We start from the raw sequence: 14,922 nt of genomic DNA, 5'->3' as shown, positions 1-14,922 counted from the left end.
CACCTCTATGCTCGAATACAAAGCCGAATGGTACGGAAAACAATTGGTACCCGTATCAAAAGTTTTTGCGAGTTCTCAGCTGTGTTCCAAGTGCGGATACCAAAACAATGAGGTAAAGAATCTCGCTGTTCGAACGTGGAACTGCCCGAATTGCGGCTCCCGCCACGACCGCGATCTAAATGCGAGTTTCAATATATCGAAGGAAATTAAAAGAATCCTTCCAACCGTCGGTGCGACGGGGCTAGCCTAATCATTTGAACGAACCGTTAGGTTCGTGCTCTTAGGAATCCCCCAACTTCAAGGAGCGTCAGCGAGTAAGTGGGGGTAGTTCAAACTGATTTCCTGCACCAGCTTATGTTGAGAACGAATTTGTTTGAAACCTTTGCCTTTAAAGAATGAAAAAGCAATCACACTTGCCTCTGTTTCTAAGAAGTTGATTCGGTTCGTTAAAGCTGACTTTTCAATTTCGAGAAGCAGCCTGCTACCCACTTCTTTCCGCTGACAATCGGGTTCAACATAGAATAGGTCCAATACACCATCGTTCAATAGACTGGCCACTCCTAACGTCCTGCCGCCATTACTCACTGCGATTTTCACATCCGACTTAGCCAATCTGTTATGCAGCATTTGTTTGTCATCCAGCGCAGAAGCCCATGCATCGATTTGATCAGCTTTATAATACGCACACGCAGCACGTACTGACCTTTGAATTACTGAATGTATATTTTCTATATCTTCAGGTGAATAACTTCGTATTTCCACACTTCATCCCCCCGAGTCAGCTATTGTTATTTCCCGCTTAAACGATAAAGGTCTTTCACTTGTTTCACAAACAGCTGAACATTTTTGGAAATCTCTTCTTCATTAGTCGGCATGACCAGAGAAAAGTACCGGCTTGTGGTTTTTATATAAGGAAGATTCATAATTAACGGCTCTGCTGCTGTGTGTTCTACTACGGTTTTCGATATCAAAGAAAGTCCAAGACCTTCTTTCACAGCTTGAACCACACCATGGTTGCTCCCAATCGTAATCAATTTTTGCGGTCTTATGTTATACGATTCAAGCATAGAGTCCAGCACTGCTCTTGTGCCTGAACCTCCTTCTCTTGTAATCCAGGTTTGATCTTGCAATTGCTGGAAGGTAATAGAAGACTCTTTGCGAAGAGGATGATCTTCTGGGACAATAACGACCATTTCATCCTCCAGGAAAGGTTCAGATCTAAGCCCTTGATGGTTCACCTGTCCCTCCACCAGTCCGATATCCAATTCATGGAGCTGGATCGCCCGGTTAATATGCTCCGTATTAGCGATTTGCACCTCTAGATCTATCGCTGGGTAATAATGGTCAAACTTTTTTAAGACTGTGGGCAAAATATATTCGCCTACCGTATAGCTCGCCCCAATATGAAGCTTCCCCCTCAGTTGCTTGTGGAATTCAAGCACTTCCGCTTTTGTTTTGTCAATAAGTCCAAGGATCTGCCGGGAACGCTGGTACACAAGTTCACCTGTCTGAGTCACTATAAACCGTTTAGGTGAACGATCAATAAGATCCGCTTCAAAATACTTTTCAAGATTTTTAATATGAAAGCTTACTGTGGGCTGAGAAAGATTTAACATTTTGGAAGCTTTCGTGAAGCTTTGTTGATCCACGACTGCTACAAATGTCTTCATCGCTTCAAAATCCATTTAATCACCCTATCATTAATAATATTAATCATTTGTATTATAAAGTTTTATTTTACTAATGTCATGACGGGACGTATAGTATATGAGGTGAAAATCTTGCGAAAAGAAGGTTGAAAGATGAAACATTTTTCAGGTTCGATCTCACTTCGACCACTCCTTACGGGAATGGGGTTCACCGCAATACTTGCTGGGGCAGGTTTTCTGCTTTCATCCCTTCCTTTAATCCGTCAAATTGGCCCCCTCGCAGCCGCTATTCTTTTGGCAGTCCTTTACCGCCATTTCTTCGGTTACCCAGAACGAATACGCCAAGGAGTCCAATTTTCAGCGAAAAAACTACTACGACTGGCCATTATCCTATTCGGATTGAAGTTAAATATATCCGTCATTTTAAGTGAAGGTCTTCCCTTATTACTACGTGACGCCGTTGTTATCGGATTTTCGATAGGAATTATGATCCTATTGGCGCGATTAACGAAAGCTGACACTTCTTTATCCTTACTGCTTGGAATAGGTACTGGGGTCTGCGGTGCTTCTGCCATCGCAGCGGTATCACCAATTCTTAAAGCGAAGGAAGAGGATACGGCGGTTAGCGCAGGAATAATATCAATTATTGGTACATTGTTTGCAATTGGCTATACGCTGATTCGCCCACTGCTTCCATTAGATATGGAAGCATACGGGATGTGGGCCGGGTTAAGTCTCCACGAAGTAGCTCATGTAGCTCTCGCTGGTGCACCCGCAGGGGAGAGCGGACTAGGAATGGCATTACTTGCTAAACTCGGACGAGTCTTCCTGCTCGTTCCCCTCAGCTTGATCCTCGTTTGGATCATGAACAAAAAAGGGAATAAAGATTCAGAGACATCTATTGCTTTTCCTTGGTTCCTGCTGGGCTTTATAGGTATGAGCCTGTTTGGAAGTTATATAGAAGGAAATTGGTTCACTATTCCTTCAGCCGTTTTAGACGGGGTATCTTTCGGTACAACCTTTATCTTAACAATGGCGATGGTCGGCCTTGGTCTTAGCGTCAGTTTAGAAGATGTAAGGAGTAAGGCTTTAAAACCGATGCTCCTTATGATTATTACCTCGGTCTTGTTATCATTACTCACTTATTGGATCATTTAATAAACCTGCACAAAAAGGTGTCCTATTCTTAGAAGGACACCTTTTTTTATTCTGGCAGCATTTCCGCGCCTGTTTTTTATGGAAGAATCCTCACGATATACAGGATTTCTTTTTAGTCCTACCCTTGCTTTTCATTACTCATAACTTGAAACCGTTTTTATAATATCGTCTTTCTCTGATAAAATGAAATAAGAGTCAAAGTCAAAGGTACAAGGAGTATAATTACATTGAATCTCTTTAAAGTTTCACCCTCTAAGCTGCATGTAGCGGACAGTATTCTACGTCTCCAATTCCTCTCTTATCAAGTAGAAGCTGCTATTGTAGGTTTCCCTGATCTTCCTCCTTGCGAAGATAACGTAACCTCAATTATGGAATCAGGGGAAACGTTTATAGTAGCCTATATAGGGACGGACCTGGTTGGAGCGATTTCTTATAAAACAGAAGATCATTATATAGATATTTACCGTCTTATGGTACACCCTGAACACTTTCGTAAGGGGATTGGTCAAAGTCTCCTCCGGAATGTAATCGGAACTTATCCCTCTATGCCCTGTTATGTATATACAGGCAGTGAAAACACCCCCGCCATCAACCTCTATACCAGTCACGGTTTTCATCCTACCCATGAAAAAGAAGTAACACCAGGTATGTTTCTTACCCGCTTGGAAAGACCAATATCAGAGGCAAACTAATTGCGCACTGCCACTTTTTAAAATTATTGGGATGCCTGTCCGCCCCAAGCATATAGTGTATTAAAGTACACTTGACAGAAAGGAAGCGGGGCATGCCCTTCCCTAACACCCGTTAAACCGCATCCCTCTATGCTACACTGTCCATTACTTTCTGGGGAGTTTCTTTTGTTTCTACTAAAGCTGTATTGGAGGTGCTCGACCCTTTTTCCCTTCTCGTCGTGAGATTCGGAATCGGCAGCATCTTTCTATTCTGTTTAATCAATCTCTTAAAAGAACACATAAGTGTACCGTTTAAATATATTCCTCATTTATTATCACTTGGTGTCCTCGGAGTATTTGTTCACCAGGTCATTCAGGCTTCAGCCCTGCTGACCATACAGGCTTCCGATGCTGGCTGGCTGATTGCTTTTTCACCCATTTTTACGGTTCTTTTATCTATTGTTTTCTTAAAAGAGCCCCTCACTCGAGCCAGAACAGCCGGAATTGCTATAGCCGTCTCCGGGGTCTTATTTATTACCACTCTGGGAAGTGGCCAATCATTCAGTTTTGCTTTAAGTATTGGTTACTTCCTAATGATTTTGAGTACATTCAACTGGGCGGTTTATTCGGTTCTGCTCAAGAAACTCGCTATTCCATTACCATCTATAGTTATTACGTTTTATATGAGTATGTGCGGGTTTATATTAACGCTGCCTTTTCTAGTAAGGAATCACGGCTGGCATCAACTTGTTAATCTTGAAGGTTACTATTGGGGCCATTTACTATTTCTTGGGGTATTTGTATCGGCTTTAGCTTACTGGTATTGAGCCAAAGCATTAGAAATTATGGAAGCATCTCAGGTATCTGTTTTTTTATACTTGGAACCACTGGCTACTCTAATCGCAGCCATTCTATTATTAAAGGAGAATTTTTCCTGGCTCTCCATTACCGGGGGGTTCCTCATCATCTTTGGTGTATTGCTTGTTCAAGGAAGACTTCGTTTTCTTTTTAAAAGAAGCTGAGACCTAAAATGGAGAAGAGGGAGATCTATGGATATAAAGGATCGCGCGAGCAATATCTTAGGCAGTATGTCATCCTATTCTGATGAAGCATTAAAGAAGGCATTATTAAAACTTAAAGTTCAGAAAAGGGAGGCAGAAGCGTGGCTGGAAGCCCCAGGACCACGCCCTTATTACCGTCAGCTTTTATACGCGGATGAGCAGGTTGAACTGCTCGTAATGAACTGGGCTGACATTGAATGTGCGCCTCATGACCATGGCGATTCCACAGGGTGGATCCAGGTCCTAAGCGGCGCAACCCGACATACGATTTTCAAAGTAGAAAAAGGGTATTTGCCAAAAGCTGTTTTTTCAGAAACCAAAAAAGAAGGTGTTCTGTTATTCGCCCCCCGACATGGGGTTCATAAAATGGGACGTGAAGGAACTAACCCTCTGATTACTCTTCATCTTTATTCCCCTCCGATCAGAGGAATGAAGGTGTATGATTTAAAGACATGTGCAGCTTGCATCGTTTCAAGTGACTGCGGGGCCTGGTGGCCGGAAGAAACGCGCCAGAAAATCAAAGAAATTAGACTTAAACACTTCCATTGACCTAAACTGTAGTCCTTTCGATTTTTCGATCAATACCTTCGCTCCGGGAGTTTATATTTATTCCCGTCCTCCACGAAACGATTGTACCTGAGCTGCAGCCAATAGAAAATGTGAGATACAAACACTTTAAGGATAGCGTAGCCTGGAATAGCCACAAGTATGCCCACTACTCCAAATAAATGACCTGCCGTTAAAAGGACAAATATAATCGTGACCGGGTGGATATGAAGACTTTTCCCCATAATCTGAGGTGAAATAAATTTACCCTCTAACAGCTGAACGACAGTCCATACGAAAGCAAGCTTCAATACCATAAACGGTGACGTTACGATAGCAATAATTAAGGCTGGCGTAATCGCAATTACCGGCCCTAAATAGGGAACGACACTTGTTACACTGGCTATAGCCGCAAGTAGGAGAGCATAATCTAAACCAATAATTACAAAACCGATATACATCATGATACCGATACAGAAACTGACTATGATTTGCCCTTGAATGTAGGCACTTAGCTGATGATCAATTCCTTTAAATACACTATTCACTTCCGGGCGAACCTTCGGAGGAAAGAAACTTAACATTTTAGCCGGAAGTTTATGTCCATCTTTCAGTAAATAAAATAAGATGAATGGCAATGTAACTAAAGCAACGAGCACAGTTGTAAGTGTCGTAATAAAGTTCGTAATGCCCTCCACGGTCTGAACGGCATAAGACGACATATTTTCAGGGAGCTGGTTAAGGAGTCCGTCTATATCCTGAAAGAGATTGCTATAATAGCTTCCCAAAAAGGAGTCACGCAGCCACTGATCAAGTGAAATCACCAGGGCATTCAGGTATTCAGGCAATTCTTCCGCGAGACTTAGAAATTGTTTCTCCAGAAAAGGAATGATCAAAACAACCAGTAACGTAATTAACCCTATAACTAATAATAAAGTAATTAATATAGCCCATATACGTTTAATTCTCAATGATTCCATTAAGTTAATAATGGGCCGCAATAAATAATATACGACAATGGACAATATGAGCGGTAAAGCTACCGTCTTTATAAACACGAGGATAGGTTCAAAGATGAAATCCACACTAGAATAGACTAAGATATTAAGACCGATGATTAATATAACACCTAATATGTACAGTAAATTACGGCCTCCAAAAAAACGGATAACCGGTGTTGAGTCCCAACGAGTCATGTTCATATCCCCTTCATACGTGGTAACTGTTTAAGTGGTCTTATCTTTTTTCCAGTTTATCATAGAATAGTAAAAAAACGCGCCTATGAAGATAGGCACGTTCCTAATATTTCCCTTTGCGTTTTCGCATAAACTTACGAATGACCGGATAGACGATCGGACCAAATTTAATAATTCGTTTAATTAAGCGTCCCATTTGGAGAAACCTCCTCCTAATTTGTGTATGTTTATTAATTTCCCGGTTAAACCAGCAAGCAAACGCTTGTCTTCAAAATGTAATACAAAATATTACCTCATAACTCCTCCGCCTGAAATTTTTAACGATTCACCAACGATATTCTCGCAGGCATCCGTTAACAAATATACAATTGAACGAGCTACTTCTTCCGGGGTGCTTATCCTTCCAGAAGGGAGTGCTTCCTCAGAAAGTTGTCTTTGCTTTTCGTAACTCCGACCTTCTCGCTTCCCAATGTTAGCGATCGCCTGTCGTCCCATTGATGTATCAACGAAACCCGGACAAATGGCATTTACGCGCACATTATATTCAATAGCTTCTATAGCGAGGGACTGAGTAAAGCCAATTACAGCGAATTTAGAGGAACTATAAGCAATATTGCTATGAGTACCTCGCAGACCTGATAAAGAAGATAGGTTAACAATGGCTCCACGTCGTTGTTGTTTCATATCTTTATAAACTTCCTGAGTAAGCAGGACAGTAGAGAAATAATTTAATTCCATAGGTTTACGCAGTTGCTCTTCTGTAAGATCTTCGAGCGGGGCTCCTCCTCCGATACCTGCTGAATTAACAAGACCCGTAATCGGACCTATGGACTCCTTCGCATTTCGGACTAACTGTTTCCGGTCATCCTCCATATTTATATCTGCTGGACCTACCAAAACCTCTACCTCTGAATTAAGTCTTTTACACTCTTCTTTTAACGCCTCTAACTTCTCTTCGTTTCTCCCAGTAATCGTTATATGTGCCCCTGTGCGGACAGCTTCTTTAGCTGCTTCATAACCAATTCCGCCTGTGGCTCCCGTAATCAGAATATGTTCCCCAATTAAAGCATCATTTGAAAAAACCGACATAATTTTGCAGCCTCCTTTGTTATCAGATAACCTTCCCCTCACCTGATTAAACCCTTTCCATTATTTAAGAATACTCCTGTTTTAATTATTCAAAAATAATAAATAGCTACCAACCCGGACCTTTTCACATAAAAAAGTCAGCGTTTCTGAGACATAAAATGCCACTAAACGCTGACCCACCACGGAACTAATTTTTTCGTAAGATCCGACAGGTTTATTCTTTTGTAGTTTCTTCTCATAGCTACCGTCACCACTGTTTTAATTATTTCTTCTTATTCTGCTTACGGAAAGAAAACAACGCCTTTCCAGACCGCGTGCGCTTCATACCTTTCGTCTGAAAATCTTTTTTAGCTTCAGGACTGTTTTTGTAATCTTGTTCAAACATTTCGCGGGCTTTTGAATATAGCAGAGTCATAGTGGTGTACCTCCTTTTCTATTTAGGGTTATAAATATATTTCCCCTGGTGGGTTAGACTAAAACTTAAAATTTCCAAGAAAAACTATTCTTCAAACATTTTTTCTACTTTCATTTCAAAAATCATCAGCCGACCTTTTTTCCCCGATATCCGTTCTCCTTGATCATAAAACCCATTTTTCTTATACACATTTTGAGCAGCGTAATTATTTACACTAACGGCCAGAACAATATATTCGATTTCTGGATAATGCTCTCGAACATAATAGGGGAGCTTTTTTAAAGATTCAGTGGCATACCCTTTTCCCTGCTGGGAATAATCTATCATATACGCTATTAGAAGAAGAGCGTTTTTATGAGGCGTGTATTCGGACACTACTGGACCGCTCTGTAGAACAAACATCCCTATTGGTACATCATCCGCAAGAATGGTTACAGGGTGTCTTGTAGGATCGCCAGCAGCACACTCCACTGAATCCTCAGGCATTTCTGTATAGTGAGTCTGCTCTTTTGGTAAGGATAGCTGAGTAAGTTTCCGGTGATGCTGTGATGTATATGGCTGCAATTGTACTAAATCCATAGCTGTATCCCTCCTACCCGCTATATACCCACTTTTTGCCAATATTGAGCAAAAAATTAGAAACCCCTTGCACCTATTCTTATAATAGAAATGGAGCACAATACGAGGAGGACGTTATCATGTTAAAAGTAGCTGCTCTTGTTGGGAGTATTCGAAAAGATTCCTATAATATGAAGTTAACCAACTTTATAAAAGATCGATATAAGAACCATATGGACGTTAGAGTTATTCCTATCCGTGATTTAGCTCATTACGACCAAGATATTGAACATGAAGCCCCTGCATCTGTGCAAAATTTTAAAGCTCAATTATCAGATGCAGATGCTTTTTTAATCGTAACTCCAGAATTTAACCATTCAATCCCTGGCGTACTAAAAAATGCTTTAGACTGGCTTTCCCGTGGTGACAAGGAGATGAAAGGTAAGCCTACTTTCATAGCGGGTGCTACGATGGGTGTGCTTGGCACGGTGCGGGCACAGATGCACCTACGTCAAATTCTCAATTCTCCAGGTATGTCCGCAAATGTCCTGCCAGGGAATGAAATCCTTGTCGGACAGATACAGCATAAGGTGGATGACAAAGGACTAATTACAGATCAGGGCACGATTGATTTTATTGACGGAGTGGTTGACGAATTTCTCAAATTTGCAGATAAGCAATACAGCAGTATTACTATTTCCTGAAAAGATTCCTGTTTTATAAAGGAATCTTTTTTTACTATGCGCCGTTAAACGTCGTAGTTGATCTTCCCAAGATACTTATTTAAGTAAACGATAGGCGGAATTGAAGAAGGCACTAGCTTCGAGATGTGTGGAGCGGGAAGCGAGTCCTTTCCAACCCCCATTTTCCCACACGAAATCAGGAACATTTATCTTTAAAATTCAGCTCATTGATTTAATGGAAATGTATGTTTAGAAGTAAAACATACCGGTAATTTAATTTATAAATTCGATTAATAGGTTGTTGTACTTATCTCTTTATTATTTAAAACAATATAAAAACCCTGCAGAATTTCATTCTGCAAGGCTTATAAGGATAAAATATTTTTTAAAACTTACTCATATACGGTTACTTCTACGTCTTTACGACCAAAATCGAGGGCGTCTCCCTGGTTAGGAATAAATACGTCGATCCGGTCGTTTTGAATAGCGCCGCCGATATCTCCCGCTACAGCTTTACCGTATCCTTCAACGTAAACTTCAGAACCTAGTGGAATAACATCCGGGTCCACAGCAATAACTTTACGGTCCGGGTTCGCTCTTAAGTCGATACCTGTATAGGTAGTACCAGAGCAGCCTTCACAGAATGCGGTATATGCGGTAGCTTCCATCGTTAGTTTCTTAGCTACATCATCACCAGTGGACTCTTCAGAACCAGATGCTTGTACATCTTCAGATTCTGAGTGATTTTCTTCGTTTTCTTCTGTATTATTTTCTGTGTCACCGTTGATTGTAAGCGTCTGATCCGGGAAAATCAGGTTAGATGATAAATCGTTTGCTTCTTTAAGCTGTTCAACGGAAACCCCTTTTTCCTGGCCGATGCCCCAAAGGGTGTCACCTTTATCTACGACTACTTCACTTGCGCTTGCGGTAATGGTTGTTGTCCCTATAATTGCAAAAGTTGCTACTATTGAAAGAATTGATTTTTTCATGATAATTGCCTCCTTATTTGCTAAACAGATGATCGCCTCTGTTAAAATCACATCTCCTACCTTAACACCTCACAGTTTTATCTCAATAACAGGCGGACAACAATCATTTTTCAGAGATTACATTTGTTTCACACACATGTAATATTTACCACAAAAATAAATAGGTTCCGCTTAACCTCCGTGTTGATTTTGAAGTAAAGCTGCCATTATTTGAAGACTCAGTTTCGAGATATTTAGTTAGAGAGTGAGGTCCTGCGGAGAACGATTCGCTTTCCGTGGGAGAAGGGACTAGGGGAGATCCCGCGGGGAGTAAAACGAGCGAGGAAGCTGGTGGTAAAAAGAGGATCGACTAAGATAGCCCCGTCCCGTGGCAACGTCGATCGACCCTACCTCGTGGAGGGCCATAGGAAAGTGTTCAAATGTGGAATCACCCCGAAAGAAACGACCAGCATAAGCCGAGCTTCAAAAGGATGGCGGTTTTCCAATCCGTTGATGAACGGCTTATGGCTCGAGTGTCTGGGTGATGGTATAAGACGAGTTATTTCCCCACCAGCTCCCTTCTTATTATTGTAACGGACTCAATTTATCTCGAAACTGAGTCTTGAACTATCCAGCTCTATTTCGCAATAAGCCTCTTATGAAAAATCAACAATAAACTTTAACAGTGCCTTAAAAAAAGAAAAACGATGCCCAAATGGACATCGTTGTATTATCTTATTTATTATTCAGTTGAGAAGTCATACTTATTCGTATACAGTTACTTCTACGTCTTTACGTCCGAAATCCAGAGCATCGTCCTGGTTAGGGATGAATACGTCAATGCGGTCGTTTTGAATAGCGCCGCCGATATCTCCGGCAACAGCTTTACCGTATCCTTCAACGTAAACTTCAGAACCTAATGGAATAACGTCCGGGTCCACAGCAATAACTTTACGGTCCGGGTTCGCTCTTAGGTCGATACCCGTGTAAGTAGTACCAGAGCACCCCTCACAGAATGCCGTGTAAGCAGTAGCTTCCATTGTTAATGTTTTAGCTACATCATCACCAGAAGTCTCATTTGATTTAGAAGTTTCTTCTTTAGTTTCTTCTTTCGCTTCTTCTTCCTCTACTGGTTCACTGTTTGTAGAAGCAGCTTGAGTTCCTTCAACAACTAATTCTTGTCCAGGATGAATAATATCAGAAGATAGATCGTTCCAGGATTTCAATGAATCTACTTTTACTGAATAATCCTGACCAATACCCCATAGAGTGTCTCCAGAATTAACTGTGTATAGTTCATCACTTGAAGTTGATTCATTTGAATTATTGCTTTCTTCACTGATTTGAATAGTTTGTCCAGGATGGATCAAGTCGGAAGATAGACCGTTGATGTCTTTAATGTCTTCAACAGACACCCCATATTCTTGACCAATGCCCCAAAGTGTATCTCCTCTATTAACCACAGTTTCCTGTGCGCTAGCTGTAATTGTTGTAGATGCCATAATCATTAAGATCGCTGCTATTGAAAATAATGTTTTTTTCATAATTAATGCCTCCCTAGTTAACAGTCGAATTATTTTTTTATCTCTGTCTAAAATAACAACTCTAACTTTACCCATCTCGGAAGCAAACAACAATAACAGGATGACAACAATTATATATCAAATATTACACTCTTTTTACACGGCTGTAATATTTCCGTTTATTTTGGCGAAACCACCCGTCACAATAGGGTTTAATAACCAAATATTGTAAGCGTTATCATTATTGTTTATAATAAATAAAACTATTCTGAAAAAGGCGGGGATTTCATGTTACAGGAAAAGTCACGGGCACAGAACCATACAAAACCCTATTCTGAACAACATATCGGGACTACTCATCTTCACCGTCAGTATCGTACTGATCTACGTCAACTCTCTGAAAAAGACTACAATAAGTTTGTAACTTTAAATACGGTGAGGGATTGGTCTCAATTGTCCTGGAGTAATGTAGGAAAGCCTTATGAAGTGGAGGCTTCTGCCAAAGAAAGACTGGAATGGGAGGCGACAAACAGTCGAGATATGGATCCCCACACTTCCTGGACGTTATTTAACAAATCTTTTCATGAATGGTTTATTAAAGATGTTCCCAAGGAAATAGGGAATTCCAAACATCATTTCCTAAAAAGTCTCCGTACTTTTAAACCTGCTGAAGTTAAGCAAGCCCTTGGAGAAGTCATCCAACTTCAACTTTGGAATTACATTCACCGCGTCCAGGACGGAATTTGGGATCCCAGGGGGAAGCGTGCACTATTTGAAGGACTTCACTTAACCAGGCCTCGCATATTATTTTTAGGAGCCGCTGAAGGTTATGAGGCCATGCAGCTTGGAGCGATGTATCCAGGGGCAGAAATTGTGATGGTGGATTATGACGAATATTGTAAGACAACTAGATTTAAAGATTTCCCGGATAGCTATCCATTTTTAGGTGAAAACCCACGCACAGGACATCCTGCTGTCTATTACAAAGATGACTTAAACATAGAATATGTAGTCGAGGACATTCGTAACCTTGATTTTAATAAGGAGTTTGACATCGTGCTTTCTGTTGGATTACTGGAACACTTTCCCGATGAGTATAAACATGAGGTAGCTGACTGGCACCGACGATTCCTTAAGCCGGGGGGTTATGCTATTATGACCACCCCTAGAAATCAAGTTCGGTCACGCTTATACTATCGTATTATGGCGGATGTGATGAATCATACGTATCGTGAACTTATGACAGTAGAGCAGATGGGATTATATATGTATGAAAACGGCTTTGATATTTTAAGACATGGCTACATTAAAGTCCATAATGGACTAGTCTGCCAGCCTCGTTAGTCCATACCAAACACTGAAAGGGACTATAAATTAGTCCCTTTCAGTGTTTAATCTTTCATCCTATTGCAGTAAATGTACATCGCTTTCCGTAAAAATTCTGCATACCCAGGCTGTAATAGATCGATATTCTTCGTGAACCTTGGATCACTTACATACAGATCTGCAAGACCTCTAAATATTTCTAGCTGACAATCATAGAAATACTTCGATATATGCTTTCGCTTTTCATCTATAAGTCTTTGCACTTCTAAATCATCTGGTCCTTGATCCATACGTCCGATAATTTGTCTGTCAATCTCTGTTCCTTCTTCTTGGATGTTTTTCCAATCCTTTTCCGAGTATGACTTTGTTCTTCTTTTAGATTCCTGATAAGCCTCTGTTTCTCCCCAGCGTTCTTTCACTTCTTGCTCATACATTTTTTCATGTTGTTCAATTTGACTTTTATCAAATGGTTGAAAACGATCATGGTTAGTCATTTGATTTTCTCCTTTCAAGGATTGGAGTGTCTGCTCTACGGATAAAATGATTCGTTCTAAACGTCTACTTTTCTCTATTAAAATTTTCTTATGGTGACGCAACGCCTTTTCTTGATCAAAATCAGGAGCGTCTAAAATTTTTTTGATTTTAGATAATGAAAAGTCCACCTCTCTGAAAAAAAGAATTTGCTGCAGTCTCGTTATTTCTTTTTCACTATAATAACGATAGCCATTTGACTTCACTTCCGAAGGTCTCAAAAGACCAATATCGTGGTAGTGGTGAAGGGTTCGCACACTAACACCTGTCAACCTTGCTACCTCCTTGACTTTATACATGCCGATCACCTCAATTCAAAGTCTATGGTATGACGCAGCGTAAGGGTCAATGGTTTATTTATATATTTTTATAAAAAGTGCCACTCGACTATCTTCCATCATCTGGGCACAAAACTTTGAGTTACGCTAGAAAAAAGCTATAATAAAGAAAATAAACAAATGAGGGCGGGGGGATTCATGCCTATCCACAAGGTTATTCAACCAGCTAAATTAAATAGTATCCATATTCACCATACGTCCCCGGTTTATCAGGTTTATTATGATTATTTAAAAGAAAGAAACAGCATAGAAGCAGCAGAGTTCACCAGGTTCTTCTGTCAACGCTCCAGGCCTTCCCTGTTAGAAGATCAATTAGCATTAGCAGAATTCTTATATATGAATGATTTTTTCGAGGAACTTGAAGGTCACCTAAATGAAAATTATATGCATGAAGACATTGCAAAGCTCTATCGCATAATTCTGGATCGAAAAAAACAACCTTTAAGGATTAACGATATTAAGTCCATTGAAGAACTTTATTTCGAGCATCCTTCTCTTAAGTGCCTTCATCTTTTCCTTCTTGTTTATGCACATTATGACATAAAAAAATATGCAGGAATGGATAAGTTCACTGAGGAAATTCAAACCGCTTTATTTACGATCAATGAGCCATTGTTTCACTATTACATGAAACTGCGTTTCGATGAACTCACGTTCCAACATTATTGGAAAGCCAATCATTTAGTCCTGGCAAGGAAGTTTGCCTACAAGTATATAAATGCCGGACTTGCTCCAAGAAAACAAATAATGATGCACCACAATCTTGCTTTATGCTATAGCTTTGAAAATTACGAAGCAGCTATGGATTATGCAGAAAAAACGATAACCATCGCCGAAACTAATGGTTATTCGCATGCATCTCAAGTGACCCGTGATCATACCATTCCATTTATTGCTGCGTTTCACCAGAAGTCTGAACAAGTTATTTCCAATGATCCAACCGAAAATGCTCATTTACTACTGTCACGCGGTCAACGAAAGGAAGCTATTGACATCCTTTCCAAATTACCCTCTTTAACTCCTTTTCAACAATCTTACCTAGGTTTAGCGGAGAGGAATTTACAGCTTTTGCGTAAAGCGAAAAACAGATTTATTTATGAATATAACGATCTTTTCTTTGCCCAGTTACCAGATTATTATATGAAGCGGGTGCTTAAGGTCGTGTAGAAGCTGAATGCAGACAGCTTCTTTTTTATGGAATAGAAAAATA

Annotated in this window: 16 protein-coding genes and 1 pseudogene; 8 read left to right on the top strand and 9 right to left on the bottom strand. The window is 40.3% G+C overall.

The window, feature by feature from the left end; genetic code table 11:
• Positions 1–250, top strand: a 250-nt coding sequence (locus BMZ06_RS13960) for a zinc ribbon domain-containing protein (RefSeq protein WP_139205833.1), incomplete at its 5' end; no start/stop codon positions are given.
• Between the two features lie 47 nt (positions 251–297).
• Here the strand turns inward: BMZ06_RS13960 and BMZ06_RS13955 are convergent.
• Together BMZ06_RS13955 and BMZ06_RS13950 are read right to left on the bottom strand one after the other, a co-directional pair.
• The gene (locus BMZ06_RS13955) at positions 298–762 is read right to left on the bottom strand and encodes a GNAT family N-acetyltransferase (RefSeq protein WP_089752758.1); all 465 of its coding nucleotides are present in this window, start codon (positions 760–762) and stop codon (positions 298–300) included.
• 26 nt (positions 763–788) lie between these two features.
• Positions 789–1,685, bottom strand: a complete 897-nt coding sequence (locus tag BMZ06_RS13950; protein ID WP_089752756.1) for a LysR family transcriptional regulator — start codon at positions 1,683–1,685, stop codon at positions 789–791.
• A gap of 117 nt (positions 1,686–1,802) precedes the next feature.
• Here BMZ06_RS13950 and BMZ06_RS13945 point away from each other — a divergent pair, with 117 nt between their 5' ends.
• The 4 genes and pseudogenes from BMZ06_RS13945 to BMZ06_RS13930 all read left to right on the top strand — a co-directional run bounded on the left by BMZ06_RS13945 (position 1,803) and on the right by BMZ06_RS13930 (position 5,088).
• Positions 1,803–2,807, top strand: coding sequence for a YeiH family protein (locus BMZ06_RS13945; protein WP_089752754.1), 1,005 nt, complete (start codon positions 1,803–1,805; stop codon positions 2,805–2,807).
• A gap of 227 nt (positions 2,808–3,034) precedes the next feature.
• On the top strand, positions 3,035–3,499 hold the full coding sequence (locus BMZ06_RS13940; protein ID WP_089752752.1) for a GNAT family N-acetyltransferase: 465 nt from the start codon (positions 3,035–3,037) through the stop codon (positions 3,497–3,499).
• A 134-nt stretch (positions 3,500–3,633) separates the two neighbouring features.
• Positions 3,634–4,500 (top strand): annotated as a pseudogene (locus tag BMZ06_RS13935) (DMT family transporter); the annotation flags it as partial.
• Between the two features lie 27 nt (positions 4,501–4,527).
• Entirely contained in the window at positions 4,528–5,088 is a 561-nt protein-coding gene (locus tag BMZ06_RS13930; protein ID WP_089752750.1) for a cysteine dioxygenase, read from the top strand.
• Positions 5,089–5,117: 29 nt separating this feature from the next.
• On the opposite strand, the gene BMZ06_RS13925 is transcribed toward BMZ06_RS13930, so the two are convergent.
• From BMZ06_RS13925 to BMZ06_RS13915, 4 genes are all read right to left on the bottom strand, one after another.
• On the bottom strand, positions 5,118–6,281 hold the full coding sequence (locus BMZ06_RS13925) for an AI-2E family transporter (RefSeq protein WP_089752747.1): 1,164 nt from the start codon (positions 6,279–6,281) through the stop codon (positions 5,118–5,120).
• A 288-nt stretch (positions 6,282–6,569) separates the two neighbouring features.
• Positions 6,570–7,370, bottom strand: a complete 801-nt coding sequence (locus BMZ06_RS13920; protein WP_089752745.1) for an SDR family NAD(P)-dependent oxidoreductase — start codon at positions 7,368–7,370, stop codon at positions 6,570–6,572.
• Between the two features lie 262 nt (positions 7,371–7,632).
• Positions 7,633–7,785 carry a hypothetical protein gene (locus BMZ06_RS20765; protein ID WP_175477892.1) on the bottom strand — a complete coding sequence of 51 codons (153 nt, stop codon included), beginning with the start codon at positions 7,783–7,785 and terminating at the stop codon, positions 7,633–7,635.
• A gap of 84 nt (positions 7,786–7,869) precedes the next feature.
• On the bottom strand, positions 7,870–8,364 hold the full coding sequence (locus tag BMZ06_RS13915) for a GNAT family N-acetyltransferase (protein WP_089752743.1): 495 nt from the start codon (positions 8,362–8,364) through the stop codon (positions 7,870–7,872).
• Positions 8,365–8,483: 119 nt separating this feature from the next.
• On the opposite strand from BMZ06_RS13915, the gene BMZ06_RS13910 reads away from it, so the two are divergent.
• Positions 8,484–9,047: an NADPH-dependent FMN reductase gene (locus BMZ06_RS13910; protein ID WP_089752741.1), complete on the top strand. Its 564-nt coding sequence runs from the start codon at positions 8,484–8,486 to the stop codon at positions 9,045–9,047.
• Positions 9,048–9,418: 371 nt separating this feature from the next.
• Here BMZ06_RS13910 and BMZ06_RS13905 read toward each other — a convergent pair whose 3' ends face one another.
• Positions 9,419–10,015 carry a 3D domain-containing protein gene (locus BMZ06_RS13905; protein ID WP_089752737.1) on the bottom strand — a complete coding sequence of 199 codons (597 nt, stop codon included), beginning with the start codon at positions 10,013–10,015 and terminating at the stop codon, positions 9,419–9,421.
• Positions 10,016–10,758: 743 nt separating this feature from the next.
• Positions 10,759–11,538 (bottom strand): LysM peptidoglycan-binding and 3D domain-containing protein, encoded by a 780-nt coding sequence (locus BMZ06_RS13900; RefSeq protein ID WP_089752736.1) that lies wholly within the window; start codon positions 11,536–11,538, stop codon positions 10,759–10,761.
• Between the two features lie 267 nt (positions 11,539–11,805).
• On the opposite strand from BMZ06_RS13900, the gene BMZ06_RS13895 reads away from it, so the two are divergent.
• On the top strand, positions 11,806–12,861 hold the full coding sequence (locus tag BMZ06_RS13895; protein ID WP_089752735.1) for a class I SAM-dependent methyltransferase: 1,056 nt from the start codon (positions 11,806–11,808) through the stop codon (positions 12,859–12,861).
• A gap of 47 nt (positions 12,862–12,908) precedes the next feature.
• On the opposite strand, the gene BMZ06_RS13890 is transcribed toward BMZ06_RS13895, so the two are convergent.
• Entirely contained in the window at positions 12,909–13,673 is a 765-nt protein-coding gene (locus BMZ06_RS13890; protein WP_089752733.1) for a MerR family transcriptional regulator, read from the bottom strand.
• Positions 13,674–13,850: 177 nt separating this feature from the next.
• On the opposite strand from BMZ06_RS13890, the gene BMZ06_RS13885 reads away from it, so the two are divergent.
• Positions 13,851–14,879: an AimR family lysis-lysogeny pheromone receptor gene (locus BMZ06_RS13885; RefSeq protein WP_089752731.1), complete on the top strand. Its 1,029-nt coding sequence runs from the start codon at positions 13,851–13,853 to the stop codon at positions 14,877–14,879.
• Positions 14,880–14,922 lie beyond the last annotated feature (43 nt).

Source organism: Halobacillus alkaliphilus, assembly GCF_900113125.1.
Taxonomy (GTDB): domain Bacteria; phylum Bacillota; class Bacilli; order Bacillales; family Halobacillaceae; genus Halobacillus; species Halobacillus alkaliphilus.
This window is presented reverse-complemented; position numbering and strand designations above follow the sequence as displayed.